Source organism: Actinosynnema sp. CA-299493, assembly GCF_050946825.1.
Lineage (GTDB): Bacteria > Actinomycetota > Actinomycetes > Mycobacteriales > Pseudonocardiaceae > Actinosynnema.
On the sequence record NZ_CP191993.1, the window covers coordinates 2841722 to 2867389 of the forward strand.

The 25668-nt window shown below is 73.0% G+C and carries 23 protein-coding genes; 15 read left to right on the plus strand and 8 right to left on the minus strand.

Annotation, left to right across the window (positions count from 1 at the left end):
* Positions 1-10: 10 nt before the first annotated feature.
* Positions 11-934: an SDR family NAD(P)-dependent oxidoreductase gene (locus ACQPYE_RS13430; protein ID WP_498721448.1), complete on the plus strand. Its 924-nt coding sequence runs from the start codon at positions 11-13 to the stop codon at positions 932-934.
* Here ACQPYE_RS13430 and ACQPYE_RS13435 read toward each other — a convergent pair.
* A complete protein-coding gene (locus ACQPYE_RS13435; RefSeq protein WP_498721449.1) occupies positions 909-1733 on the minus strand; it encodes a TIGR02569 family protein in 825 nt (274 codons plus the stop codon). The two genes, ACQPYE_RS13430 and ACQPYE_RS13435, sit on opposite strands and share 26 nt — an antisense overlap.
* 69 nt (positions 1734-1802) lie before the next feature.
* On the opposite strand from ACQPYE_RS13435, the gene ACQPYE_RS13440 reads away from it, so the two are divergent.
* Complete coding sequence (locus tag ACQPYE_RS13440; protein WP_498721450.1) at positions 1803-2162, plus strand: hypothetical protein; 360 nt, start codon at positions 1803-1805, stop codon at positions 2160-2162.
* Here the strand turns inward: ACQPYE_RS13440 and ACQPYE_RS13445 are convergent.
* Together ACQPYE_RS13445 and ACQPYE_RS13450 are read right to left on the minus strand one after the other, a co-directional pair.
* On the minus strand, positions 2149-2910 hold the full coding sequence (locus ACQPYE_RS13445; protein ID WP_498721452.1) for an SDR family NAD(P)-dependent oxidoreductase: 762 nt from the start codon (positions 2908-2910) through the stop codon (positions 2149-2151). The two genes, ACQPYE_RS13440 and ACQPYE_RS13445, sit on opposite strands and share 14 nt — an antisense overlap.
* 67 nt (positions 2911-2977) lie before the next feature.
* Positions 2978-4636 (minus strand): glycoside hydrolase family 99 protein, encoded by a 1659-nt coding sequence (locus ACQPYE_RS13450; RefSeq protein ID WP_498721453.1) that lies wholly within the window; start codon positions 4634-4636, stop codon positions 2978-2980.
* A gap of 49 nt (positions 4637-4685) precedes the next feature.
* Here ACQPYE_RS13450 and ACQPYE_RS13455 point away from each other — a divergent pair, with 49 nt between their 5' ends.
* Positions 4686-4880 carry a hypothetical protein gene (locus ACQPYE_RS13455; protein WP_498721455.1) on the plus strand — a complete coding sequence of 65 codons (195 nt, stop codon included), beginning with the start codon at positions 4686-4688 and terminating at the stop codon, positions 4878-4880.
* A 49-nt stretch (positions 4881-4929) separates the two neighbouring features.
* Here the strand turns inward: ACQPYE_RS13455 and ACQPYE_RS13460 are convergent, their stop codons facing one another.
* A complete protein-coding gene (locus tag ACQPYE_RS13460; protein ID WP_498721456.1) occupies positions 4930-5124 on the minus strand; it encodes a hypothetical protein in 195 nt (64 codons plus the stop codon).
* A 70-nt stretch (positions 5125-5194) separates the two neighbouring features.
* Between ACQPYE_RS13460 and ACQPYE_RS13465 the strand changes: the two genes are divergently transcribed.
* From ACQPYE_RS13465 to ACQPYE_RS13480, 4 genes are all read left to right on the plus strand, one after another.
* Positions 5195-6061 carry a LysR family transcriptional regulator gene (locus ACQPYE_RS13465; protein ID WP_498721457.1) on the plus strand — a complete coding sequence of 289 codons (867 nt, stop codon included), beginning with the start codon at positions 5195-5197 and terminating at the stop codon, positions 6059-6061.
* Between the two features lie 28 nt (positions 6062-6089).
* Positions 6090-6512: a DUF2243 domain-containing protein gene (locus ACQPYE_RS13470; protein WP_498721459.1), complete on the plus strand. Its 423-nt coding sequence runs from the start codon at positions 6090-6092 to the stop codon at positions 6510-6512.
* Positions 6509-8122 (plus strand): RecQ family ATP-dependent DNA helicase, encoded by a 1614-nt coding sequence (locus tag ACQPYE_RS13475; protein ID WP_498721460.1) that lies wholly within the window; start codon positions 6509-6511, stop codon positions 8120-8122. Before ACQPYE_RS13470 ends, ACQPYE_RS13475 begins: the two co-directional genes overlap by 4 nt.
* 95 nt (positions 8123-8217) lie before the next feature.
* Positions 8218-8616, plus strand: coding sequence for an SSI family serine proteinase inhibitor (locus tag ACQPYE_RS13480; protein WP_498721461.1), 399 nt, complete (start codon positions 8218-8220; stop codon positions 8614-8616).
* 90 nt (positions 8617-8706) lie between these two features.
* Here ACQPYE_RS13480 and ACQPYE_RS13485 read toward each other — a convergent pair whose 3' ends face one another.
* Positions 8707-11970, minus strand: coding sequence for a S8 family serine peptidase (locus tag ACQPYE_RS13485; protein ID WP_498721462.1), 3264 nt, complete (start codon positions 11968-11970; stop codon positions 8707-8709).
* Between the two features lie 356 nt (positions 11971-12326).
* Between ACQPYE_RS13485 and ACQPYE_RS13490 the strand changes: the two genes are divergently transcribed.
* Positions 12327-13721, plus strand: coding sequence for a BNR repeat-containing protein (locus ACQPYE_RS13490; RefSeq protein WP_498721463.1), 1395 nt, complete (start codon positions 12327-12329; stop codon positions 13719-13721).
* Positions 13722-13815: 94 nt separating this feature from the next.
* On the opposite strand, the gene ACQPYE_RS13495 is transcribed toward ACQPYE_RS13490, so the two are convergent.
* Positions 13816-14625 (minus strand): transglycosylase SLT domain-containing protein, encoded by an 810-nt coding sequence (locus ACQPYE_RS13495; RefSeq protein WP_498721464.1) that lies wholly within the window; start codon positions 14623-14625, stop codon positions 13816-13818.
* Positions 14626-15198: 573 nt separating this feature from the next.
* Here ACQPYE_RS13495 and ACQPYE_RS13500 point away from each other — a divergent pair.
* Complete coding sequence (locus tag ACQPYE_RS13500) at positions 15199-17925, plus strand: type 1 periplasmic-binding domain-containing protein (RefSeq protein WP_498721465.1); 2727 nt, start codon at positions 15199-15201, stop codon at positions 17923-17925.
* A gap of 104 nt (positions 17926-18029) precedes the next feature.
* Here the strand turns inward: ACQPYE_RS13500 and ACQPYE_RS13505 are convergent, their stop codons facing one another.
* Both ACQPYE_RS13505 and ACQPYE_RS13510 read right to left on the minus strand, forming a co-directional pair.
* Positions 18030-18659: an MBL fold metallo-hydrolase gene (locus ACQPYE_RS13505; RefSeq protein ID WP_498722901.1), complete on the minus strand. Its 630-nt coding sequence runs from the start codon at positions 18657-18659 to the stop codon at positions 18030-18032.
* Entirely contained in the window at positions 18656-19741 is a 1086-nt protein-coding gene (locus ACQPYE_RS13510; protein ID WP_498721466.1) for an S-(hydroxymethyl)mycothiol dehydrogenase, read from the minus strand. The genes ACQPYE_RS13505 and ACQPYE_RS13510 overlap by 4 nt, the downstream gene beginning before the upstream one ends.
* Positions 19742-19907: 166 nt before the next feature.
* Between ACQPYE_RS13510 and ACQPYE_RS13515 the strand changes: the two genes are divergently transcribed.
* The 6 genes from ACQPYE_RS13515 (at position 19908) to ACQPYE_RS13540 (ending at position 25642) form a co-directional block, all read left to right on the plus strand.
* A complete protein-coding gene (locus tag ACQPYE_RS13515; protein ID WP_498722902.1) occupies positions 19908-20174 on the plus strand; it encodes a DUF6939 family protein in 267 nt (88 codons plus the stop codon).
* A gap of 9 nt (positions 20175-20183) precedes the next feature.
* Entirely contained in the window at positions 20184-21389 is a 1206-nt protein-coding gene (locus ACQPYE_RS13520; protein ID WP_498721467.1) for an ROK family transcriptional regulator, read from the plus strand.
* 418 nt (positions 21390-21807) lie between these two features.
* The gene (locus ACQPYE_RS13525) at positions 21808-21933 is read left to right on the plus strand and encodes a hypothetical protein (RefSeq protein WP_498721468.1); all 126 of its coding nucleotides are present in this window, start codon (positions 21808-21810) and stop codon (positions 21931-21933) included.
* Positions 21930-23474 carry a sugar ABC transporter ATP-binding protein gene (locus ACQPYE_RS13530; RefSeq protein WP_498721469.1) on the plus strand — a complete coding sequence of 515 codons (1545 nt, stop codon included), beginning with the start codon at positions 21930-21932 and terminating at the stop codon, positions 23472-23474. Before ACQPYE_RS13525 ends, ACQPYE_RS13530 begins: the two co-directional genes overlap by 4 nt.
* A 71-nt stretch (positions 23475-23545) precedes the next feature.
* Positions 23546-24478, plus strand: coding sequence for an ABC transporter permease (locus ACQPYE_RS13535; protein ID WP_498722903.1), 933 nt, complete (start codon positions 23546-23548; stop codon positions 24476-24478).
* 117 nt (positions 24479-24595) lie between these two features.
* Positions 24596-25642, plus strand: coding sequence for a substrate-binding domain-containing protein (locus ACQPYE_RS13540; RefSeq protein ID WP_498721470.1), 1047 nt, complete (start codon positions 24596-24598; stop codon positions 25640-25642).
* Positions 25643-25668: the final 26 nt, after the last annotated feature.

Here is a 25668-nt window from a genome sequence, read left to right on the forward strand (position 1 = left end):
GGGAGCACGCATGACCGAGCACATCACCACGCCGTTCGGCGCGGAGTCCACCGCGGCGCAGGTCGTGGCGGGTGTCGACCTGACCGGCAAGCGCGCGGTGGTCACCGGTGGCGCGTCCGGCATCGGCGTCGAGACCGCCCGGGCGTTGGCCTCCGCCGGCGCCGAGGTCACGCTGGCGGTCCGCGACACCGGGGCCGGGCGGCGGGTGGCCGACGAGATCGGCGGCGACGTCCGGGTCGCCCGGCTCGACCTGGCCGACCAGGCGTCGGTGGCGGCGTTCGCGGCCGGCTGGGACGGCCCGCTGCACGTCCTGGTGAACAACGCGGGCGTGATGGCCGCGCCGGAGACCCGCACGCCGGAGGGCTGGGAACTCCAGTTCGCCACCAACCACCTGGGCCACTTCGCGCTGACCAGGGGCCTGCACCGGTTCCTGGCCCTGGAGGGCGCACGGGTGGTGTCCGTCAGCTCCAGCGCGCACCTCATGTCGCCGGTCGTCTTCGACGACATCCACTACACCGACCGCCCCTACGACCCGTGGACGGCGTACGCGCAGTCGAAGACCGCGAACGTCCTGCTCGCCGTGGAGGCGACCAAGCGCTGGGCGGCCGACGGCATCACGGTGAACGCCGTGATGCCCGGCGGGATCATGACCAACCTCCAGCGGCACGCCGACCCCGGGCAGATGGACGCGATGATCAGCCAGGCCGAGGCCGACGGCTTCCGGCTGAAGACGCCGGAGCAGGGCGCGGCCACGTCGGTGCTGCTGGCGACGTCACCGCTGCTGGAGGGCGTCGGCGGCCGGTACTTCGAGGACTGCGGCGAGGCCCTGCCGAACCAGGGCGACACCCTGGTCCGCGGTGTCGCGGCCTACGCGCTCGACCCGGCGGCGGCCACCCGGTTGTGGCAGGTCACCGAGGAGACCCTGGCCCGCTGAGCCGGCCGACCACCAGGTCGACCACGGGCCGGTGGGCGCGCACCTGGTCCGCCGGCCGGTCACCGGAGGCCCGGTCCAGGGTGACGATCCGGTAGATCAACGCCCGGAGCACCACCTGGTCCCACGCCGGCAGGTGCGACCAGCGGTCGAGCAGCTCCGGCGGCGCGCCGTGCCGGCACAGGCAGTCCACCGCCACGACCGCCGCCGCCCACGACGCGGGCCGCCAGTACGGCGGCCAGTCGATCACCGCGGGCGGCAGGCCGGCGGCGAACAGCACGTTGCCCGTCAGGTCGCCGTGCACGACCTGGGCCGGCAGGTCCACCGGGCGCCGGACCGCGACCAGGGGCTCCAGGAGCCCGAGCGCGGTGGGGCCGACGTCCACCGGCGACTCCTCCCACGCGACCCGGTCGCCGACCGACCACGGGTCGTCGCGGAGGTCGAGGTACGCGGGTCGGGGCACGTCGCGCACGGCGGCGTGGAACGCGATCCCGGCCCGCAGCACGTCGTCCGGCCGGCCGACGTCCGGCTCGCCCGGCACGAACCGGCACGCCTCCCACCCGTCGACCACCCAGTCGCCGGACGCGGACCGCACGGGAGGCGCGACCCGGAACCCGTCCGCCGGCGGCAGCGCGGCGAGCACGTCGGACCGCCACCGCGTCTCGGGCTCGAAGTCGACCGGCTTGAGCACCAGCCCGCCGGCGCGCCACGTCCCGCCCCGGCCGCCGGGCAGCACGACGGGCTCGGCCGTGACGCCGAACGCGGACAGCACCGCGCGCGGAGGTCCGGGGGACGGTGGCACGACCGGGATCGTAGGCAACCCGACTCGGCGGCGACGCGTCCTTTTCCGCAGGACGCGAGGAAGGACCACATGACCAGGCCGGCCGTCGCACGCCCTGTCGGACCCGCGTGGGCGGCGTGGGTGATCGGCGTGCCGATGAACCTCGCCCTCGGCCTGGCCGGCTACTACCCGGTGCTCTCGCTGTGGCTGCTCGGCACGGCGGTCGTGCAGGAGTGGGGCTGGGTGCCGTACGACCCGGCCCTGGTCGACGACGGCTTCGCGCCGATCGTGGCCCTCGTCGTGGTGACGTGGCTGTTCTTCCTGCCCGTCGTCATCGGGTTCAACCACGTCGTCATGCGCTTCACGGCGGTGCGGCGACCGCCCTACCGGGCGATCGCCGCGCTGCTCGTGGCGGTGCCGTTCGCCTGGCGGGTGATCACGTCAGCTTGACTCCGGTGATCTCCGCGCACGCGTCGAGCAGGCGTTCCTGGATCTCCACGTCGTATGCGGCGGGGTTGGCGCGCAGGTCCTCGCGCCACTTGAAGTAGCGGCCGGTGACGGTGGCGGCGGGCTCATCGCTCGTGGCGAGCCACACCTGGGTGTCCGCGCCCGTCGGCAGGTCGTCGGTGGCGTTCGGGCCGCCCAGCTTGGTCCTGATCCAGCCGGGGTCGACCGCGTTGCTGAGCACGTCCGGCCACCGGCGGGCCACCGCGAACGCCAGCGCCACGTCCAGCAGCTTCGAGTCCGAGTACGCCTGCATGCCGTGCCACGGGCCGCGCTCGTGCTGGAGGTCGTCGAGGTCCGCCACGCCCTGCGCCTCCAGCCCGGACGTCAGGTAGACCAACCGCCGCGGCCGGGGCATCAAGGCCGTGAGCAGGTACGGCGCCAGCACGTTGACCTGGAACAACAGCTCCAGGCCGTCCTCGGTGACGGTCCGCTCGGGCAGTCCGCCGCCGAGCCCCGCGTTGTGGACCACCACGTCGAAGGGCTCGGCCGCCGCCGCCAGCTCCCTGGTCCGGGCCAGGGAGGCGAGGTCGCCGACCAGCACGCCGGCCGCGCCCGGCACGGCGGCCAGCGCCTGCCCGGCCCGCGCCTCGTCGCGCGCGTGCAGCACCACCCGGTGCCCCTGCGCGACCAGCGTCGTCGCCGTCTCCCGACCGATGCCGTCCGCCGACCCCGTCACCCACACGCTCACCATGCGCCGGAGCCTACCGTGGGAGCGCTCCCAGGGCGCGAGGTCGGCCGGCAGAGGTCAGCCGGTGGGGTCAGCCGATGACCTGCCACCGGGCCAGCTGCCCGGCCGGCCAGCCCGTGTTCCCGCTGAACCGCAGCCGCAGGTGTCGGGCGGCGAGCCCGGCGGGCAGGGTGACGGTGACGGTGTTGCCGGTGGCGGGGTCGAACACGTGCCCGGTCGCGCCGACCACCGTGGTGAACGCCGAGCCGTCCACGCCCGCCTCCACCGCGATGGTCTGCGTGCGGCGGCCCCACGCCGGGTTCGGCGGCAGGCTCAGCACCACCCGGCGCGGCGCGGCCACCGTGCCCAGGTCGACCCCGATCCACTGCGGGAACGCGCCGTTCGCGCTCTCCCAATAGGTGTTCGGGTCGGCGTCCACCGCGAAGTGGCTGCCGTAGTGCTGGGTCTGGCTGCTCTGGGTGGTGGGCCTGCCCGCCGCCAGGTCGCGCTCGACCGGCGGGTCGGAGAGCACCGGCTTCGTCGGGCGGACCGCCGTCAACGCGAGCTGCCCCTTCAGCATCCGGCCGCCGTCGCCGGTGAGGCGCAGGTAGTAGTCGGACGAGCAGCGCGTGCCGTCCTCGTCCAGCGCCAGGAAACCCGACCCGACGGGGATGCCCGCCTGCGTCTCCGGCGTCTTGGCGATCTGGTTGGCCTCGTTGTACTCGTCGAACATCGAGATGTAGATGCCCTGCACGCCGAGGCGGCACATGTTGTAGAACTGCCGCCACATGAAGTCGCCGTGCGCCCGGTGCCGCCGGGACAGGTCGCCGGGCAGCACGCACGGCTGGTAGTCGATGCCCAGTCGCGCGCACTCGGCCACGTCCGGCGAGTTCACGTTCGCGTGGAAGTTGTCGGCGTCGGCGACGCTGCCGATCCGGCCGACCATCCACGGCGAGATCATGTCGAAGCTGCGGTAGACCTGGGCGAAACCGGGCCGCGAGTCCTCGATCTCGCGCCGCCAGTGCGTCGGCACGCCGCCGATCAGGTACACGCCCTGGCCCTTGAACCAGTCGATCACGTCCTGGCACTGCTGCGGGGTGAACGGGCGGCCCGGGTCGTTGAAGCCGAAGCCCCAGAGGCACACGACCGGCTTGCCGTTCTGCCGCGCGTACATCGGTGACGCGGTGTGCGCGCGCATCTTGTCCGTCCAGTCGGCCTTGATCTCCGACTGCATGGCCGTCCAGTTCGTGACGTCGTACATGAGGTAGAACTTCACGCCGTGCGCCTCGGCGGCCCGCCGGACGTGGGCGGTGACGGCGTCGCGGATCGGGCCCTCGCCGCCGGTCGGGTTGAACCGCTGGAGGGCCGCGGTGTCGCAGCCGTACTCGCGCATCCAGCGGAAGTGCACGTCCACGGTCTGGTAGTCGTGGTTGGAGAAGACGGTCGCCGGTCGGCCGTCGCCGAGGGTCCCGAACGCCGTCGGGTACTTGTTCGCGTAGTCGGTCATGTCCGGCCACGACATGAGCGCGTGGTTCGTCGGCGACGGCGGTTGGCCCCAGTTGTCGCTCCAGTGCCACCAGCCGTTGATCGGCGAGTTGTCGCCCCGGGCCGCGAACCAGCCCTGGTAGCCGACGGTGATCTTGCCGACCACGTCGCCCGGCGGGCTCGCCGCGCCCGCCGGGGACGCCGTGGTGGCCAGTGCCGAGGCGGCCAGTGCCGACCCGAGGAATGTCCTGCGTGACAGGGGCACCGCACGCTCCTTCGTTGGAGGGACGGCATCAGCATGCAAGAAGTGAGCAGTGTCACGCAATAATTCGACAAACCGGGATTTCCTGGTCGGACCGGGACTACACGACCTGATCCTCACATCTGCCCGCGACCGGGCCGGCAGCACGCCGGCGATCACCACCACGCCACCCGCCGGCGCGTTCCACCCCACGTGCTCGCCGAGCAGCACCGCGCCGACCGCCGTCGACCACAACGGCGTGACGTAGGTGACGGTCGATGCCACCGCCGGCCCGGCCGCCCGGATCACGTCGAGGTTCAGCACGTGCGCCGGTCCAGCGGCACGGCCGCACCCCGCGCCAGGCAGATCGCCCCCAGCGTGAGCGCGCCGAACAGGCAGCGGGACAACGCCACCCACACCGGCGGCACGCCCGCGTCCACCGCCACCTTGACCAACGCGAAGCTGCCGCCCCAGATCGCGGACAGCAGCACGAACTTCCCGGACGTCTGCACCGGGCGAGGACCGCCGCACCTACGAGGATGAGTCCAACAAGTGGCACCGACCTACTCATGAGAGTTGTTCATGGCACTGAACCTCCCGCAGCTCCGCGCGTTCCTCGCCGTGGTGGACGAGGGCGGTTTCGGCACGGCCGCCGACGCGTTGGGCCTCACGCAGTCCGCCGTGTCGCACGCCGTCACCGCGCTCGAACGCACCCTCGGCCACCCGGTGCTGGTCCGGCGCGGCAAGCCGCGACCGACGGCGTTCGGCGCGGAGGTCGTGGCGCACGCCCGGGCCGCCGTCGCCGCGTCGGTGGCGATCACGGATCTGGCCGCGCGGCACGGTGGCGCGGCCAGGGGCACGATCAGGCTGGCCGCGCCACCGACCGTGTGCCAGGGGCTGCTGCCGGACCTGATGGCCCGGTGGGCGGCGGAGTTCCCGCACGTGCGGGTGCGCGTGTTCGAGGGCGAGGACGACGAGGTCGCCGAGTGGCTGGCCAACGGCACGGTGGAGATGGCGGTGGCGGTGGACCCGCCGCCCGGTGTCGGCGTGCCGGTGGGCGAGGACGCGTTCCACGCCTTGCTGCGCACCGACCACCCGCTGGCCGGGGTGGGCGAGGTCGACGTGGCGGACCTGGCCGATGACCCGTTCCTGCTGTCGTGCGGCGGGTGCGAGCGGCACGTGCGGCAGGTGCACGCGGGCCTGCCGTTCGACCCGCTGCACCGGGTGCGCGAGCTGGGCACGTTGCTGGCGATGGTGCGGGCCGGCGTCGGCATCTCGATCGTGCCGGGCCTGGTGGCGTCGATGCTCCTGCCGGGCCTGGCGCTGGTGCCGCTGCGGCCGAGGGTGGTGCGCCGGCTGGTGGTGGGCGGACCGCCCGGCCGCGAGTGGCACCCGGCCGTCACCGCTCTGGTCGACTCCGTGCGAGAGGGTGGTCGCCGCCGAGTTTGATCGCTCCCGGGCGGGCAACTCCACGGCCATGACGAGAGGAGCGCGAGCGGCGCTGGTGCTCGGCCTCGGTGTCGGCGGGTTCGTGGACGGCATCGTCATCCACCAACTCCTGGGCTGGCACCACATGCTGTCCGGCTGGTACCCGGACGACCCGCACCGGAACATGGTCGGGGACGGGCTGTTCCACCTGCTGTGCCTGGTGCTCGTGGTGGTCGGCGTGGCGCTGCTCAACCGCGCGGGCACGCTGCCGCGCCGGGTGCTGTGGGGCGGTGTGCTGGCCGGTTGGGGTGTGTTCAACCTCGTGGAAGGCGTGGTCGACCACCTGGTCCTGGGTGTCCACCACGTCCGCGGCGGCCCGCACGAACTGGCCTACGACCTCGGGTTCCTCGCGCTGGGCGCGGTGCTGGTCGTGGTGGGCCTCCTCCTCTCGCGGGAACGGGTGGGCCGGTGAGCGGCGTGCGCGAGCGCTTGCGCCGGGCCGCCGAGGACGTGTTCGGGTGGGCGGAGCTGCGTGACGAGCAGATCGACGCCATGGAGCAGGTGCTGGCGGGGCGGGACGTGTTCGTCGTGCTGCCCACCGGCGCGGGCAAGTCGGCGATCTACCAGGTGCCCGGTGTGCTGCTGGACGGCCTGGTCGTCGTGGTGTCGCCGTTGATCGCGTTGCAGCGCGACCAGGTGGCGGCGTTGCGCGACGCCGGCGCGCCGACCGCCGCCCTGGTGAACTCCGCGCAGTCCGAAGTGGACAACGACGCCACGTGGGCGGCCGTCGGGCGCGGCGAGGTGCGGTACCTGTTCGTCTCGCCCGAGCAGCTGGCCAAGCCCGACGTGCTGGACCGGGTGGGCGAGCCCGCGCTGGTCGTCGTGGACGAGGCGCACTGCGTCTCCGCCTGGGGCCACGACTTCCGGCCCGACTACCTGCGGCTGGGCTCGGCGGTGGAGCGGCTCGGCCGGCCGCCCGTGCTCGCGCTCACCGCCACGGCGGGCACGACCGTGCGCGAGGACGTGATCGCCCACCTGGGGTTGCGTGACCCGGTCGTGGTGGCGGTCGGGTTCGACCGGCCCAACCTGTCGCTGGGGGTGCGCGCGTTCGTCGAGGACGACGACAAGCGGCGGGCGGTGCTCGACTGGGTGCGGGAGGCGCCGAAACCCGGGCTGGTCTACGTGGCCACGCGCAAGGACGCGGACCGGTACGCGGACGAGCTGACCGCCAAGGGGGTGGGCGCCGAGCCGTTCCACGCCGGCATGAAGGCCGCCGAACGGGAACGCGTGCAGGACGCGTTCATGCGCGGCCGGGTGGACGTGGTGGTGGCGACCTCGGCGTTCGGCATGGGCATCGACAAGCCGGACGTGCGGTTCGTCGCGCACGCGTCCGCGCCCGGCTCGCTGGACGCCTACTACCAGGAGATCGGCCGGGCGGGACGCGACGGCGAGCCGGCCGAGGCGGTGCTGTTCTACCGGTCGCAGGACCTGGGGTTGCAGCGGTTCCTGCGGTCGCGGCACGTCGACCGGGACGCGCTGGCCGGGCTCGCGGCGTTCGTGGGCGAGCACCCCGGGCTGCGGATCACCGAGCTGGCGCGCGAGAGCGGGCAGTCCCGCCACCGGGTCACCTCCGGGGTGAACCTGCTGGAGCGGGTCGGCGCGGTGGAGGTGGCCAAGTCGCGGTTCCGGCTGGTGGAGGAGCCGGCGCGGGCGGCCGACCTGGCGGCGGAGGAGGCGCACCGGCTGCAACGCCTGGACCGGTCGCGGATCGAGGTGCTGCGGGCGTACGCGGAGACCAGGGCGTGCCGGCGGCAGCACCTGCTGGGGTACTTCGGCGAGGTGCTGGAGCGGGCGTGCGGCAACTGCGACACGTGCGCGCGGGGCGAGGCGGGCACCGGCGTGTCGGCCAACCCCGAGTACCCGGCCCAGTCGCGCGTGCACCACCGCGAGTGGGGCGCCGGCACGGTGGTCCAGAGCGAGGCCGACCGGCTGACCGTGCTGTTCGAGCAGGTCGGGTACAAGACGCTGTCGCTGGAGGCGGTGCACGCGGCCGACGTGCTCGGCCGCCACCCCGCGACCTGATCGTCCACAGTGGACTGGTGGTTTACTGGTGCGGGACGACCGCCGCCGCGTCCCGGTTCCCCTTGATCAACGCCGATCAGCAGGAGGAGACCACCGTGTCCGTCACCAGCTTCGCCCGCGGCTTGCTCCCGGCGCTGGCCGTCACGGCCGCCCTCGGGGCCGTGCTCACCCCCACCGCGGCCGCGGCGCCGACCACCGACCTCGTCATCTCCGTGTACGACCCGCTCGGGCCGGTCGCCCGGGAGTACCGCCTCACCTGCGACCCGGACGGCGGCACGCACCCGCGGGCCAAGGCGGCGTGCGAGGCGATCCGCACGTCGCCGGGGGCCATCAAGCCGCCACCGCCGACCGCGAACTGCTACGACCGCGTGTTCGGCCCCCAGCGCGCCAAGGTGTCCGGCCTGCTGTTCGGCGTCGAGGTCGCGGGGTCGTTCAGCCGGGTGAACTCGTGCGAGGAGGACCGCTGGCAGGCGTGGCTCCCCGTCTGGGGATGACACCCGCAGCTCGGCCACCCGGTCGCACGCGGGCGGCGTGGCCGGTGCCCCGGGTCGGTGCTCGACCGGCCCGGGGCACCGCCGCGGGCACTACCTGCGGGTGATCTTGTAGGCGCGGATCACGGTGTGCTCGAACGTGTTGCCGTCGCTGTCGGCGCCGGACGCCTTCAGCGAGACGTGACCGGACGCGTCGGGATGCCGCACCAGGGCGACCCCGCCCGCGACCGGCGCCCGCCGCCAGCTCCTGCCGTCGTCGAACGACACGTCGACCCGGACCTGGCGCACCTCGCCGTTGTCCGCGCCGTCCTGCTGCTCCACGACGAGCGGCACGCTCACCAGCCGGCCCGCGGGCGCGCTGCCCGCGGCGTCGAGCTCCGGGTTGAACCGCACCACCGACAGGGGCAGCCGGCGGCCCTGGCCGTCGGGCAGGGTCGCCATCCGGAACGTCCACGCGCCGCTGACCCGCGTGCTCAGCTCGTTCGCCACCGGATCGCGGACGACGTCGTGCTCCACCCGGTAGCGGCCCTCGCCCTCCGGCACGGTGAACTCGCCCCACTGGTCGCGGATCCGGCCGACCAGCCGCCCGTCCCGGTACACCGAGGTGCGCGCCGACTCGTGGCTGCCCCGACCGAGGTTGCCGGCGCGGTCGTTGATCAGCGGGACCTGGGCCGTGACGCGGTCCTCGTGCACGCCGAGGTAGGTGGCCGAGTAGCCGGACAGGCCGGGCCCGAGCACCGGGTGCCCGAACCGCTCCTCGTGCTTCCCGCCCAGCCGGTAGGTGCGGTTGAACGAGGAGTAGTCGGCCTCGGTCCGGTACTGGGGCGACAGCCGCTGGAAGCCCCAGCTCCAGGTGAGCCGGTCGGGCGTGATCAGGTCGACCACCGCGCCGCCCGAGGGCACGGGCAGGCCGACGGACCAGCCGCCCGAGCCGTCCGGCGGGCTGGCGTTGCCGCTGTGCAGGTACTGGCGGTCGGCCGGGCCGGGCGCGAACGTGGTCCGCACCTCGGCCAGTTCGGCCCTGGTCGGCGCGCGGGTGTAGCCGGTGGGCACCGCGCCCTGCGCCATCCAGCGGAACCGGTGGTGCGTCGGCGTGCCGTCGACCGGCGGGCTCTGGAACTGCGCGCCGATCGAGACGGTCAGCTCCTCGTCGGTCAGGGTCGGCCCGACGTGGCCGAGCCCCATGTCGCCGAAGCCGCCGATGAACGCCGTGTTGAGCACGACGCGCCTGCCGTTGAGGAGCCGGGAGACGTTGATGTCGCCGATCATCGGCACCGCGGCGGGGTCCGGCGCGGTGACCCGCACCGGCCGGGCCACGCGGGCGTCGAAGGTGTAGCGGGTGTGGTCGGCGTCGACGGTCAGGACCGGCCGGGCGAGCACCGTGGTCTTGGGCCACGCGCGGATGACCGCGCGCGCCGTGTACTGGCCCTTGGGCACGCGCGCGGTCGCGGTGCCGTCCGGGCCGTACAGGTTCTCGTAGACGTCGTTGTCCATGCCGACGAGCGCGGTCGAGTTGTCCAGGGCCGGGTTGCCGTCGGTGTCGATGTTCTCGATCGCGATGTCGTAGCTCTCGACCTCGCGGGCGAGGCTGACCGGGACGCGCGTGGGCCCGCCGACCAGCGCGCCGGCGAAGACGCCGTCGAGCGCGCCGACCCTGGTGTCCGCGGTGACGGCCACGGCGGTCGTGCCGCCGGCGGGCACGGTGACCTTCGCCGGGGTCACGGTGAGCAGACCGGCGGGCGCGGCGGCGCCTCCGGGGCCGCGGAGCTCGGCGGTGAGGTCGAACGTGACGGGCTCGGCGCCGCTGTTGCGGTAGGTGACGGTCTTGGTGACCGGCGTGTCGTCGTGGTGCGGCCACAGCTGCTTCTCGAACGTGACGCTCACCGGTGTCGCGCCGACGTTCGCGGTGATCGCGCGCGGCAGGTCCACCCGGCCGGTGCCCTGGTCGAACACGGACAGCCCGGGGTTCGGCTTGGCCGAGGCCATGAGGACGGCCTTGAGCTGGGCGCCGGTCCAGTCGGGGTGCTGCTGGGCCAGCAGGGCCGCCGCGCCCGCGACGTGCGGCGTGGCCATCGAGGTGCCGGACAGGGCCGCGTGCCGCCTGCCGACGGGCGTGCCGAGGACGCCCTCGGCGGCCTTGGCGGCGACGATGTTCAGGCCGGGCGCGGTGAGGTCGGGCTTCACCGCGTCGTCGCCGTTGCGCGGGCCGCGGCTGGAGAAGTGCGCGAGGTCGTCGTCGTGCCGGACCGCGCCCACGGTGAGCGCGGCGTCGGCGCTGCCCGGCGAGTCGATCGACCGGGACCGCCCGCCGTTGCCCGCGGCGACGACGAACAGCGTGCCGGTCTGCTCGGTCAACTGGTTGATCGCGGCTTCGAGCGGGTCGACGCCGGGCGAGTCGTAGCCGCCGAGGCTGAGGTTGACGATGTCCGCGCCCTCGTCGACGGCCCACTGCACGCCGGCCAGGATCGCCGACTCGGGGCACCCGTTGGCGCCGCAGACCTTGCCGTCGAGGATCCGCGCGTCGGGGGCGACGCCCCGGTAGGTCCGGTCGCCGCTCGCGATGGTGGCGGCGACGTGCGTGCCGTGCCCGGTGACGTCGGTGGTGTCGGGGTCGTCGGTGAAGTTGCGCTCGGCGACCTCCTTGCCCTTGAGGTCGGGGTGCGCGCCGTCGACGCCGCCGTCGAGCACGGCGACCCGCACGCCCTTGCCGGTCAGGCCGGCCTGCCACGCGGTGGGCGCGCCGATCTGGGCGGTGGAGCGGTCGAGGGACGGGCGGAGCACCGCGTCGAGCCACACCCTGGTCACGCCGGGGTCGGCGAGCAGGTCGCGGAACACCGCGCCGGCGTCGGCCTTGGGCGCCCGGGTGGCCACGGCGCCGGGCAGCGCGCGGGCGGAGCGCAGGCCGGTGGTCGGCGTGCCGGTGACGATGAGCGGCACGTCGTCGCTGCGGGCGTCGTCGTAGCCGGCTTCGACCAGGCCCGTCACGTCGAACAGCCGCGGGTCGAGCTTGCCGGTGGCGACGCCCCTCACCGCGTCCTCGGGGACGACGGTGAGCCGACCGTCCCGGTGGGTCGAGTGGAAGGTGACCTTGTCGCGGCCGGGACCGGGCTGGAACGACCCGACCGCGTCTCCGGTCACGGTGACCCGGTCACCGGTGACGAGGGTGACGGTCCGGGGCCGGTCGCCGGTCGCGGGCGTGGCCGGGCCGGCGGCTCTCGGCGCGACCGCCTGCTCCGCGCCGACGACCCCCGCGACCGCCGGTTCCGCGCCGGCCACCCCCGTGGCCGGTGCGGCGACGAGCCCCAGCGCCAGGACGGCGGCTCCCAGGGCTTGACCGCGCTTTCGTGGTCTGAACACGCATACCTCCCGGATTCGGCGCGCGCGATGGGTCGCGCGGTCCGGGGACGTCGCAGACCCGCGGTGGCGGTGGACCGGAAGGCGACGATGCCCCCAACGCCTCGACGCTAGCCACCCGTCACGGTGCGGTCAGCGTCTTTTGGAAGGGTGTTCCGCCACCCGAATGCACCATCGGCGGCTCGTGCGCGCTCACCGGGAGAGGTCGCCGGACTCCACCCTCGCGGTGAACGTGCCGCGCGGACCAGCCGGCGATCATTCGTTCAGCCGAACCGGCAGAAGCAGGCTATGAAACGTTTCACCCCTGTGCGAGAGTCGTGGTCCGCCGTCGACCCGACAACCGATCCCCGAGGTCTTCGATGAGGAAGGCACCACTCGCGGCAGCCGTCGTGCTGGCCGCGTCCCTGGTCCAACCCGGTGTCGCGAACGCCGCGCCGGGCGTCACCCTGCTGTCCGACACGCTGCTCGACCAGTCGGCGCTGTACTTCGTGTCCTACGACGGCCTGGTCAACAACAACGCGTTCCAGGACGCCCTGATCACCTACAACGGCCACCAGTACGCGGCCTGGTACACGGCCGGCCGCAACGCCGTGATCGCGCGGCGGGCGTTGGGCGGCAGCTGGGAGAAGGCGGTGCTGCCGCACCAGTTGAGCGTCAACGACTCGCACAACGTGATCTCGCTGGGCATCTCACCGCAGGACGGCACCCTGCACGTCGCGATGGACACCCACGACACGCGGCTGCACTACTCGAAGTCGGTCGCGGGACTGGCGTCGCAGCCCGGTTCGCACCCCTGGTCGCCTTCGGTGTTCGGCGCCGTGCAGCGGACGCTGGGCGGTGTCGAGCTCGGCAACATGACGTACCCGCAGTTCGTCGTCACGCCCGAGGGCGCCTTGCAGTTCAGCTTCCGCACCGGCAGGTCGGGCAACGGCGTGAACGAATTGGCCGAGTACACCGGCGGCGCGTGGCGGAGGTTGGGCGGGTGGTCCTCCGCCACCGGCGACTACCGGGGTCCGAACGGCGTCGTGTCCACGACCCGCAACATGTACCTGCACGGCCTGACCTACGACCGGCGCGGTCGGCTGCACGCGGCGTTCACCTGGCGCGAGGGCAACTCGGGCGTGCTGTGCCATTCCGGCGGCCTCACCAACCACGACACCGGCTACGTCTACAGCGACGACCGCGGTCGGACGTGGCGCAACGCGGCGGGCTCGGTCGTCGGGACCACCGGCGGCACGCGGGTGTCGGTCGGCTCGCCGGGGCTGGTCGCGGACCCGCTGGACCCGAACCACGGCCTGATGAACCAGGAGGGCCAGGGCGCGGACTCGACGGGCGCGCCCCACGTGGTGATCAGCTACGTGCCGGGCCGGTTCACCCAGTGCGTCTCGAACTACGCGCAGCAGCGCACACAGTACGGCCGGACGTTCCACGTCGTGCGCGACCCGAGCGGCACGTGGACCAAGCGCGAGGTGCCCGTGCCGCCGGGCAGCACCCAGCGGACGAAGCTCGTCTTCGACCGGGCCGACAACGCCTACCTGGTGATGCCGCGCGGCCGGATCGTGTCGGCGAGCAGGGCCAGTGGGTGGACCGACTGGGCGTTGGTCTTCGACCGGCCGTCGATGAACGCGTTCGGGGAGGTCAACGTCGACACGTCCAGGCTGGCCGCGGACGGCGTGCTGTCGGTCCAGTACCAGCAGCGCTCCAGCGGCACCACGCCGTCGCCGATCCGGGTGGCGGACTTCCGCCTGGGCTGAGGCGCGGTCGCGGCGGCGACCACGGGCACGGCGGCGCTGTCGGCGTTCGCCGTGCCCGTGAGGCGCGCTCAGCACCGTCCGGGAGCGCTCCCGGTCAGTAGCCGACGTAGCCGGTGCCGGCGTTGATGCCGACGAGGCCGGGGTGGTTGCCGAAGCCGCCGTAGCGCGCGTAGGTGTAGCGGACGCCCGCGATGATGTTGTCGACCGGCGCGTAGATGTCGTCGTGACCGGCCAGCTTGTACGTCTGGAACGTCGGGTCGATGCACTGCATCAGGCCCTTGGACGGTGTGCCGCGCATGGCGTTGGAGTCCCAGGTGTTGACGGCGTTGGGGTTGCCGTTGGACTCCTTGATGATGATCGTGTAGATCTCGTCGACGCTGCTCTCGTCGATCGCGGTGCCGTTGGCGGCCAGGACGCCGATCGCCTCGCGGATCCACCCCTCGACCTGGCGCTGCTTCGGCGGCTTGCGGGCCTCTTCGGCGTCGCGGGCCTCCTGCGCCGCCTTCTCCTCGGCCGCCTTGCGCGCCGCGTAACCGTCCTGCGCGATGCCGCTGGCCTGGTTGAACGTGTGCAGCGCGGTCAGCTGCTCCTGGCGGATGATCCGGGCGGTCTCCGAGCCGAGGTCGACGGCGTGCACCGTGTCGACCTTGCCGGTGCGCACCGTCTCGTCCGGCACGCCGCCGAGGTCCGCGCCACCGGCCACCGGGCTGAACGTCCCGGTCATCGCGTGGGCCGCGGCCCCGGCGCCGGAGACGATGCCGACGGCCACCGCGACACTGGCGATGCGTCGCGGGAGGACCCGCTCGGCCTCTGCCCGGTGCGCGCCCTTGTAGCCGGGCGGCGGCGGGGGTACCTGGAACGTGGTCTGCCCACGTTTGTTCTTGTGACGGACGTGCCGAGCCAAGGGTGCAGCCTCCTGCGGTCGGGGAACTCCGTCACCGGACCTGGCGGGGGATCCAGGTGGACGTGGGCCGTATCGGGGGATGTCGGGCCCGTGTCCCTTCGGTGATGGAACCGTGATCTGCGGCCGAAAACGTAACCGTTCGTGTTTTAAGGAAGCAAGGCATGGGCATCAATGGGTGAGGCTCGTCACGTTTTCCCGACGCAACCGCTACCGAATGTCGCAGAGAGTGTCACTAACGGGTGACGACGGTAACGGTGGCGGATCACGTCGACCCTGAACGGCCTCAACGCGCATCCGCATGGTCACGCCGGCGCTGCCGGCGAGGTGTGGCCGCCGACGGTGGCCGTCCGGAGCGATCGGCCCACTCGGGGCCCACTCGGGGCCCACTCGGGGCCCACTCGGGGCCTGCTCGGGCCCGATCGCGTCCGCTCGGGTTCGCGGGCCGCCGCAGGAGTGCGGTGAAGTGCGGCGATCGTGCCGGAACCGCCCGAACCGGACCGTCCGGACGGCTAAGGTCGGAAGTCCTGCGTCACGCCGGCGGGGGTGGGACGAGGCTGGTCCGCGAGGAGTCCGGTGGCCGAACACGGTGCGGGGGATCGATTATCGTCGGTCGACGTCGTGGACGAGCTGGTGAAGCTCTTGCAGGAGCTCACCGAACGACCGCGGTTCGGCGAGCTGCCCGGCCGCCGGGCGGGCGCGCGGGCCGGCGGCGACCGGGGCATCCCGCTGGTCTGCCTGGTGCGCGGCAAGCCCGCCGACGGCCTGCTGTCGGCGTTGCAGGCCCACCTGCGCGGCGCGCACCCCGGCCGGGTGCCGCACGCCTACCACCGCTTCCCGGACGCGATCCCCGACGCCGACGCGCCCGGGACCAGCACGCTCGAAGCCGTGGGCTCGGTGCTGGTGCACGTCGCCCGCGGCCTGGCGCACGGCGCCAACGACCGCTACGGGCGGCACGGGTTCCGCCGCTTCGAGCTCGTCTACTGGCTGATGAACCAGCGCCTGGACGGCGCCGACCCCGAGTCGGCCGCGACCCTGCTGACCCGGCTGCGGGAGCGGGACCTGGGCCGCCGCAGCGGCGACGACCTGAAGGACGTGCTGGACGACGCCGCCGGGTCCGCGCCGTGGTGGGTGCGGCTGGTGGTGCGGCTCGCGCCGTCCTTCCTGTTCCGGGCGAAGCTGCGCGGGCTCGTGCCGGGCAGCGAGTACCGGTGGCTGCTGCGCCAGCCCTACCTCGCGCCGCACGACCCGGGCACGTTCATCGGCTTCGCCGAGCGGCTGACCTCCGGCCTGGTGCCCGGCCAGAGCGCCGAGCCGCGCGAGGACACGGGCCAGCTGGCCAAGTTGCTGGTCAACGCGTTCCTGGAGGACGTGCGCCGCGCGTACCGCAGGTCCTGGTGGCGGATCAGGTCGGCCCGCCGCACGGTGTACCCGGTCGTGCTGCTGGACGGCATCCGCCGCGACAACGGCGGCTACGCCGTGCTGAAGATCATCAACGACGTGCGCAACGACACCGGCGCGTTCGACCCGCTGGTGATCATCAGCGGCAGCGCCAAGGTGCCGCCGGACGCGGAGACCACCGCCGAGCGCGAACCGGACTCGGTGAGCCAGGCGAGCCACGCCTACGAGACGTGGGCGCGCAAGCTGGCCACCGACAGCCGGGCCCGCCGCCCCACCGCGTGGTTCCTGCCGCTGCGGGTGCCCGACGTGAGCGTCGTGCGCGGCGAGGTGCCGCCCACGGCCACGCTGTCCGTGCGGCAGGCCCCGATCTGGTCGCGCACGTCGGTGCTCGCGATCGTGGTGCTGCTGCTGGTCGCGTCGGTGGCCACGGTCGGCTACCGGCACGTGCGCGACGTCGTCGCCGCGGACGAGTCGTGGCGGTACGAGCACTGCGGGCTGGCGCGCGACAACCCCGACGCGCACACCCTCAAGCGGATCGGCGACGACTGCGTCGGCGTCACCACGGGGCAGGTGCCGCTGTTCGGCCAGGCCGACAGCGAGGACCTCACGCGCTTCAACCGCGTCCAGGACCTGATCGTCCGCCAGAACCGGCTGGTGCTGGAGGCGCACGCACGTGATCCCGGCCGCCCCTACGCGACCGTCGTGTACGTGTCGGCGATGGGCGCGGCCCGTGACGCGCTGGCCAGCAACACCGCCCGGCTGGTCGGCGTCGCGGCCAGGCAGGCGCGGCAGCTCGACCGGACCGACTCCGACGAGCCGCTGGTCCGGGTCCTGCTCGGCAACGCCGGGGCGGCCATGCAGCACGGCGACGCGGTCGCCGGGACGCTGCGGTCGATGCTGGAGCGGGACAAGAGCATCATCGGCGTGCTCGGCATGGCGTTGAGCAGCACGCCGACCAGGAACACGATCACCGCGCTCGGCGAGGTCGGCCTGCCGGTGGTCGCCGCGACCCTGTCGGACGACGCGATGCCCACCGCGTCCCGGATGTACTTCCAGATCTCGCCCACCAACGACCGCCAGGCGCAGGTCGCGGCCCGGCACGTGCGCGCGGCTCACCCCGGCAAGCGGGGCGTGGTCATCGTGCACTCCAGCGACGAGGCGGACTCCTACGCGGCCAACCTGCGCCTCGACGTGGCGGCGCGGTTCGCCGAGCAGGGCCTGCGGGTGCGCGAGGAGCCGTACCAGCCGTTGTCGGCGGAGCAGGGCTCCGACGCCAGGCGGCTGGGCCAGTCGCTGTGCGACGTCGGCGACGACGAGGTGGTGTTCTTCGCCGGGCGGCCCGCGGACTTCGGCAAGCTGGTGGACGGCGTGAGCGCCGGGTGCAAGAGCGACCCGCCCGCGCTGCTCGCGGGTGACGACATCGCCCGCTACGCCGCCGACGACACGCTGCGCGGCCGGCACCCGGAGATCCCGTTCGAGTACCTGTCGTTCGCGATCGGGGCCAAGGACTGCGCGGCGGCGACGGAGATGAACCAGACGTTGCGGGTGCTCGTGCCGGAGGAGTGCGAGGGCGGCGCGAACCCGTCGCTGGACGGGCACGCCGCGCTGACCTACGACGCCCTGTACCTGTTCGTGCACGCCATGATCCAGCTCGGGGACATCCCGGTCTCGCCGGGCCACGTCTGGAAGGAGATGGGCGACGTCGGCGGCGCGCTGTCGTTGTCCGGCGAGAGCGGCGTGATCGACTTCGGTGGCGGCCAGGTGCCGATCGACAAGTTCCTGGCCGTGCTGCGGGTGGCCGACGGCGAGTCGCCCACCGTGCTGGCGTCGTGCGGCGACTACCCGAACCGCAACGACCTGGACGTCCGCCGCGCCCCGTGGTGCCCCACCACGCCGCGCTGAGGCGTCACGTCCGCATCGACTGCTTCGCCCCCGCCGGCGTGGTGGCCGACACCGGCTTCACCCTGGTCTGTACGTTGACGAGGATCTACCGATGCCCCGCCCGGTCAGCGGCCCCGGGTGAGCCAGTCGCCCCGGTGCGGCGCCTCCGCGCCGATGGTGGTGTCCTCGCCGTGGCCGGTGTGCACGACCGTCCGCGCCGGCAGGGTCAGCAGCCGCCGCGTGATCGAGTCGACGATGAGGTCGAAGTCGGAGTACGACCGCCCGGTCGCGCCCGGACCGCCGTGGAACAGCGTGTCGCCGGTGAAGACCGCACCCAGGGCGGGCACGTGGAAGCAGCACGCGCCCGGCGCGTGGCCGGGCGTGTGCAGCACGTGCAGCGCGATGTCCGCCACCTCCACCACCTGGCCGTCGGCGAGGTCGCCGTCCGGTTTCGCGTCCGGGTGGGTCAGGTCCCACAGCACGCGGTCGGCGGGGTGCAGCAGCACGGGCGCGCCGGTCGCGCGGGCGAGGTCCGGCGCGACGCGGACGTGGTCGTCGTGGGCGTGCGTGGCGAGGATCGCCTTCACCTCACGGCCACCGACGACCCGGAGGATCGCGTCCACGTCGTGCGGCGCGTCGATCACCACGCACTCGGTGTCGTCGCCGACGACCCAGACGTTGTTGTCCACGGTGAACGTCTGGTCGTCCAGGCTGAACGTGCCGCGCGTGACGGCGTGGTCGACGCGGGCCATCAGAAGACCACCACCGAGCGCAGCACGTCGCCGTGGTGCATCTTGGCGAACGCCTCCTCGACCTGGTCGAGCGCGATGGTCTCGCTGACGAACGCGTCGAGGTCGAGCCGGCCCTGCCGGTGCAGGTCGACCAGGTACGGGAAGTCGCGGGAGGGCAGGCAGTCGCCGTACCAGGACGACTTCAGCGCGCCACCCCGGGAGAAGAGGTCGATCAGCGGCATCTCCAGCCGCATCTCCGGGGTCGGCACGCCGACCAGCACGACGGTGCCGGCGAGGTCGCGGGCGTAGAACGCCTGCTGCCACGTCTCGGGCCGGCCGACCGCGTCGATCACCACGTCCGCACCGAAACCGCCGGTCAGCTCCTTGACGCGGGCCACCACGTCCTCCGACCTGGCGTCCACGGTGTGGGTGGCGCCCAGGCCGCGGGCCCACGTCAGCTTCCGGGGGTCGAGGTCGACCGCGATGATCGTGGTCGCCCCGGCGAGCCGCGCCCCCGCCACCGCCGCCGCGCCGACACCGCCGCAGCCGATGACCGCGACGCTGTCACCCCGGCCGACGCCACCGGTGTTGACCGCCGCGCCGAACCCGGCCATCACGCCGCAGCCGAGCAGCCCGGCCACGGCGGGCGACTCCTGCGGGTCGACCTTGGTGCACTGCCCGGCGTGCACGAGGGTCTTCTCGGCGAACGCGCCGATGCCGAGCGCGGGCGACAGCGGCGTGCCGTCGGCCAACGTCATCGGCTGCGCCGCGTTGTGGGTGTCGAAGCAGTACCAGGGCTTGCCCTTCAAGCACGCGCGGCACGCCCCGCACACCGCGCGCCAGTTCAGCACCACGAAGTCGCCGGGCGCGACACCGGTGACACCGTCGCCGACCTGCTCCACGACCCCGGCGGCCTCGTGGCCGAGCAGGAACGGGAACTCGTCGTTGATGCCGCCTTCCCGGTAGTGCAGGTCGGTGTGGCACACGCCGCACGCCTGCACCCGCACCACCGCCTCGCCCGGTCCCGGGTCGGGCACCACGATCTCGGTCACCTCGACCGGGGCGCCTTTGCCCCGGGCCACCACACCACGAACCGTCTGAGTCACTGATGACCTTTCTCGTCGTCGTGCCACCCTCGCAAGCCGGGACCCGGCCCGCAACCGCTGCCGGGGGTCAGCGCTCCACGGCCGGCCGGACGCCCAGCCCGACCACCGCGACGACGGTGGTCGGCGTGAACAGGACGAGCAGGTGCCGGTCGATCGGCATACCGGCATGCAACCACCCGCCGAGCGCGCCGCGCCCCCGAATTCCCGGGGCAGCGGGACCGGCGGCATACCGGTTTCGTTCACGCCGGGCGTGACGGCGCAGTCGGTGGAGTGCGTCTGGCAGGCGTTGAAGGTTTCGAGGGCGCGGACGTCGACGCGACGCCTGCCGCGCTGTTCGTCGGCTACCGGTCGTGCTGATCACCGTGCACCCGGCGGGGACAGTCGGCCGTTGTTCGTGCTGGTGGTCGCGCACGTGGCGGACCGCTGGCCGTAAGTTGACGCCATGAGCAGCGCGACGGGCAGCGGCCAGCAGCCGCGGGTGGTTTCCGGCAGGCAGTCCGAGCTGCTGGGCCTGCTCCGCGACGAGGGCGCGATGTCCCGGGTCGCGCTGGGCGAGCGGCTGGAGCTGCCGCGGGCCAAGTTGACCGCCGAGTTGGCCAGGCTGGTGGACGTCGGCCTGGTCCAGGTCGGTGGACCGGCGGCGAGCCGGGGCGGGCGGCGGTCGACGCTCGTCCACCTGGCCGACGACCTGCGCGTGCTCGGCGTGGACGTGGGCGCGACCTCGGTGAGGGTCGCGGTCACGGATGGCCGGTGCGAGGTGCTGGAGAGCCTCAGCGAGGAGTGCGACGTCCGCGGCGGACCGGCGCCGGTGCTGAGCCGGGTCGCCGAGCTGGCCGACGTCGTCTACGCCAAGGCGTCCGGCCGGCTCATCGGCGCGGGCATCGGTCTGCCCGGTCCGGTGAGCTTCCGCGACGGCATGCCGGTCGCGCCGCCGATCATGCCCGGCTGGGACCGCTATCCCGTGCGCGACGAGTTGGCGGGCCGGTGGGGCTGCCCGGTCACGGTCGACAACGACGTGAACGCGATGGCGCTGGGCGAGCGCCACGCGGGCGTGGCGAGGTCGCTGGAAGACCTGATCTTCGTCAAGGTCGGCACCGGCATCGGCTGCGGGATCGTCCTGGGCGGGAAGGTCTACCGGGGCGTGGCCGGGACCGCGGGCGACATCGGGCACATCAGGCTGGACGACTTCGGCCCGGCCTGCGCGTGCGGCGAGGTCGGCTGCCTGGAGGCGTACTTCGGCGGTTCGGCGCTGGCCCGCGACGCCACCACCCTGGCCCGCAGCGGTCGTTCCGTCGCCCTGTCCACCGCCCTGCACGACAAGGGCCTGCTCACCGCCGAGGACGTCGGCACCGCCGCCGCGGCCGGTGACTTCGCCGCGGCCAACCTGGTGCGCGAGGGCGGCAGGCGGCTTGGGCACGTGGTCGCCTCCCTGGTCAGCTTCCTGAACCCGGGCATGGTCGTCATCGGCGGTGGCGTCTCGCGCCTGGGGCACTCCCTGCTGGCCGAGGTGCGCAGCGCCGTCTACCGCCGCTCCCTGCCACTGGCCACGGGCAACCTGCCCATCGTGCTCTCCGAGCTGGGCGACCTGGCCGGCGTGACGGGCGCGGCCTGGTCCGCCACCGACCGCGCGTTCTCCCCGGCCGGCTGACCCAAGCCCCTCCGACACCTCCACCCCCGAACACCGCGCCACCGCCAGGCAACCGCAGGAACCGCGTCGGCTGCGCGGGCAACCACGCCTGCTGCGGGCACCGTGCCGTGCTCCGATCGCGCCCTGCACCGATCGCACCCTGCACCGAGCGCACCCTGCGCCGAGCGCGCCCTGCCTGCCGCGCCTCCCTGCCTGCCGTGCGCTCCTGCCTGCCTGAGCGTGCCTATCCGTTCACCGTTCGAGGCCGGTGATCGCGAGGTTCCGTCAAAACCGACCGCACTTTTGCAACGAATCGACAAAAGTGAGCCCAAGTTCTTGTCAGACCGCGCAACCAAATGTCAGGATCTGCCGCAACCCACCCCGAACGTGAGCTGGGCCACCCCGTTCGATCGACTCCCTCAACGAAGTCGGAGCCACGATGCAGGCGCAGACCGAAGGCAGGTGCGAGGTCGACTCCGTCGCCCTGGAAGGTCGGCCGGCCGCGCCGCAGGAAGACGAAAGCGGCCTGAAGACGGACGGCGCGCACGAAGGGGCGCCGGCATGACCCTGCTCCGGATGGCCGGCATCGGCAAGACGTTCCCCGGCGTGCGCGCCCTGGACCAGGTGGACCTGGAAGTCGCCGAGGGCGAGGTGCACTGCCTGCTCGGCCAGAACGGCGCGGGCAAGTCCACCCTGATCAAGGTGCTGGCCGGCGCGCACCAGCCCGACGACGGCGAGATCTCCTGGCGCGGCGCGAAGACCACCCTCCCGTCGCCGGTGGCCGCGTTGCGGCTGGGCATCGCCACCATGTACCAGGAACTGGACCTGGTGCCGGACATCTCGGTGGCGGAGAACGTCTTCCTCGGCCACGAGCCGACCAGGTTCGGCTTCACCCGCCGCCGCGCCGCCCGCGACCTCACCAGGACGTTGATGGCGCGCCTCGGCCACCCCGAGATCGGTCCCGACCACGAGGTCGGCCGGTTGTCCGCGGCCGGTCAGCAGCTGGTGTCGATGGCGCGCGCCCTGGCGCACGACGCCCGGCTCATCGTGATGGACGAGCCGACCGCCGCCCTGGCCGCCGACGAGGTGGACAACCTGTTCCGCATCGTCGGCGAGCTCACCGAGGACGGCGTCGCGGTCCTCTACATCTCCCACCGCCTCGAAGAGATCCGCCGCATCGGCAGCCGCGTCACCGTGCTCAAGGACGGCCGCACGGTCGCCGCGAACCTCCCCGCCGACACCCCGACCGCCGACCTGGTCGACCTGATGTCCGGCCGCAAGGTCGAGACGGTCTTCCCGCACCGCGAGGCGTCCACCGTGGACACGACGCGCGAAGTGCTCACGGTCACCGGTCTCAGCCGCAAGGGCGAGTTCGGCGACGTCGGCTTCCACGTGCACGCGGGCGAGATCCTGGGCATCGCCGGCCTGGTCGGCGCGGGCCGCAGCGAAATCCTGGAAACCGTGTTCGGCGCGCGGAAACCCGACGCCGGGCACGTCGCGGTCGACGGGAAACCGGTGCGGCCGGGCAGCGTGGTCGCCGCCGTGAAGGCGGGCATCGGCCTGGCGCCGGAGGAGCGCAAGGCGCAGGCCCTGCTGCTGGACCTGCCGGTCGCGCACAACGTGACGCTGTCCAGCCTCCCCGCCTACAGCCGCGCCGGCTTCCTGGACCGCGCCCGCGAGCTGGAGGACTCCAGGACCACCCTCGAACGGCTCGACCTGCGTCCCGCCGACCCGCGCCGGCTGGTCGGCGAGTTCTCCGGCGGCAACCAGCAGAAGGCCGTGGTGGCGCGGTGGTTGGTCCGGGGCTGCAAGGTGCTGCTCCTGGACGAGCCGACGCGCGGCGTGGACGTCGGCGCGCGCGCCGAGCTCTACCGCGTGATCCACGAGCTGGCCGCGGCCGGCGTGGCCGTCGTGCTGGTGTCCAGCGAGGTCGCCGAGGTGCTGGGCCTCGCCGACCGGGTGCTGGTGCTGCGTGACGGCGAGGTGATCGCGGACCGGCGTGCCGACGAGCTCACCGAATCCGCCGTGTTGGACATGGTGATGGCGGGCAGCGCCGTCACCGAAGCCGCCGTCGCCCCAGTCGACGCGCTTGAGGAGGCCCCGTGACCGAGGCAAGGGTCCTCGACCCGAGATCCGCCGCACCCCAGGAACCGCCCAAGCAGCGGCGCAACCTCGACCTGAGGCTCACCGGGCTGCTCGGCGTGCTGGTGGTGCTGTGCGCCGTCGGCTACGCCACCCGCCCCGACAGCTTCCTCACCGAGGCCAACATCTCCACCATGCTGCGGCTGGCGGCGGCGATCGGCGTGGTCAGCGTCGGCATGACGTTCGTGATCATCAGCGGCGGCATCGACCTGTCCGTCGGCTCGATCGTGGCGTTGTCGGGTGTGTGGATGACCACCGTCGCCACCCAGTCCTACGGGCCGGTGGTGATGGTGCTGTGCGCCCTGCTGGTCGGCCTCGGCTGCGGCCTGGTCAACGGGGTGCTGATCTCCTACGGCAAGATCGTGCCGTTCATCGCCACCCTCGCCATGTACGCGTCGGCGAAGGGTCTGGCCGAACGGCTCTCCGGCCGCCGCACGCAGGTCGTCACCGAGACCGGGTTCTCCACCTTCTTCCGGGGCGACATCCTCGGCGTCCCGGTGCTGATCTGGATGCTGGCCGCGGTGTTCGCGGTCGGCTGGGTGCTGCTCAACCGCACCACGTTCGGCCGCCGCACGTTCGCCGTGGGCGGCAACGCCGAAGCCGCCCGCCTGGCCGGCATCGACGTCCGCAGGCACACCGCGCTCGTCTACGGCCTCGCCGGCCTGTGCTGCGGCATCGCCGCGCTCATGGTCGTCGCCCGCACCACGTCCGGCGCGTCCACCAACGGCATGTTCTACGAGTTGGACGCGATCGCCGCGGTCGTCATCGGCGGCACCCTGCTCAGCGGCGGCCGGGGCTCGCTCATCGGCACGCTGATCGGCGTCCTCATCTTCACCGTGGTGGGCAACATCTTCACCCAGAACAACCTCGACACCGACATCCAGAACATCGCCAAGGGCGTGATCATCATCGCCGCGGTGCTCCTCCAGCGCACCACCGCCCGCCGCCGCGGCGCACGCGCCACCTGACGTGCACAGCACTCGCGCCACCTGACGCACACGCCACACGGCACGCACGCCACTTGACGCACACGGCACACCCACCACCCCCCCACACCAACCCGACACACCGCCCGGGAGTCAGCCATGCCCTCACTCGACCGCCGCCGCTTCCTCTGGGGAACCACCGCCGTCGGCACCGCCGCCCTGCTGGCCGGGTGCACGTCCAACGAGGCCGCCACCACCGCGCCGAACGCCGTCGCGGGCGGCTCGGGCCAGAACAGCCAGCCCGGCAAGCAGGTCACCATCGGCTTCTCCGCGCCCGCCGCCGACCACGGCTGGATGGCCGCGATGACGAAGAACGCCAAGGCGCAGGCCGACGAGTTCTCCGACGTCACGTTCAAGGCCACCGAGGGCACCAACGACGTCAACCAGCAGATCGGCCAGGTCGAGACGCTGATCAACGACAAGGTCGACGTGCTGGTGGTGCTGCCGTTCGACGGCAAGGCGCTCACCGAGGTCGGCCGCCAGGCCATGGACGCGGGCATCCCGGTGATCAACCTGGACCGCGTCTTCGACACCCCGCTCGCCTACCGGCTGTGGATCGGCGGCGACAACTACCGCATGGGCGTCAACGCGGGGGAGTACATCGCCGCGCAGCTCAAGGCCAAGAACGTCGCGAACCCGATCATCGGCGAGGTCGCCGGCATCGACTCGCTGCCGCTGACCCAGGAGCGCAGCAAGGGCTTCAGCGACGCGTTGGCGAAGGCCGGCTTCTCCGTCGGCCCGCGCGTCTCGGCGGCGTTCACGTCCGAGTCCGGCGAGCAGCAGACGGCCAACCTGCTCCAGTCGGCGCCCAAGCTGGACGCGCTGTGGAACCACGACGACGACCAGGGCATCGGCGTGATGGCGGCGATCGACAGCGCCGGCCGCAAGGAGTTCGTCATGGTCGGCGGCGCGGGCTCGCGCAACATGATGGACCTGATCAAGGCCGACAGCGGCGTGGTCAAGGCGACCGTGCTCTACAGCCCGTCGATGGCGTCCTCGGCGATCGCGCTGGCCAGGCTGCTCGGCCAGACCAAGGGCATCGGTGACATGGCCGAGCACGACATCCCCGCCTCCATCACCACCTACTCCGCCGTGGTGACCAAGGAGAACGTCGACCAGTACCTCGACGTCGGCTTCGACTCCTGACCGGTCGTAGGGTCGACGCTGTCGCT

What these genes read in the sequence shown, in the direction of transcription:
- ACQPYE_RS13430 (WP_498721448.1), top strand. Translation starts at nt 11, where the DNA reads ATGACCGAGCACATCACCACGCCGTTCGGCGCGGAGTCCACCGCGGCG.
- ACQPYE_RS13440 (WP_498721450.1), top strand. Translation starts at nt 1,803, where the DNA reads ATGACCAGGCCGGCCGTCGCACGCCCTGTCGGACCCGCGTGGGCGGCG.
- ACQPYE_RS13445 (WP_498721452.1), bottom strand. Translation starts at nt 2,910, where the DNA reads ATGGTGAGCGTGTGGGTGACGGGGTCGGCGGACGGCATCGGTCGGGAG.
- ACQPYE_RS13465 (WP_498721457.1), top strand. Translation starts at nt 5,195, where the DNA reads ATGGCACTGAACCTCCCGCAGCTCCGCGCGTTCCTCGCCGTGGTGGAC.
- ACQPYE_RS13470 (WP_498721459.1), top strand. Translation starts at nt 6,090, where the DNA reads ATGACGAGAGGAGCGCGAGCGGCGCTGGTGCTCGGCCTCGGTGTCGGC.
- ACQPYE_RS13490 (WP_498721463.1), top strand. Translation starts at nt 12,327, where the DNA reads ATGAGGAAGGCACCACTCGCGGCAGCCGTCGTGCTGGCCGCGTCCCTG.
- ACQPYE_RS13515 (WP_498722902.1), top strand. Translation starts at nt 19,908, where the DNA reads ATGCAACCACCCGCCGAGCGCGCCGCGCCCCCGAATTCCCGGGGCAGC.
- ACQPYE_RS13520 (WP_498721467.1), top strand. Translation starts at nt 20,184, where the DNA reads ATGAGCAGCGCGACGGGCAGCGGCCAGCAGCCGCGGGTGGTTTCCGGC.
- ACQPYE_RS13525 (WP_498721468.1), top strand. Translation starts at nt 21,808, where the DNA reads ATGCAGGCGCAGACCGAAGGCAGGTGCGAGGTCGACTCCGTCGCCCTG.
- ACQPYE_RS13530 (WP_498721469.1), top strand. Translation starts at nt 21,930, where the DNA reads ATGACCCTGCTCCGGATGGCCGGCATCGGCAAGACGTTCCCCGGCGTG.
- ACQPYE_RS13540 (WP_498721470.1), top strand. Translation starts at nt 24,596, where the DNA reads ATGCCCTCACTCGACCGCCGCCGCTTCCTCTGGGGAACCACCGCCGTC.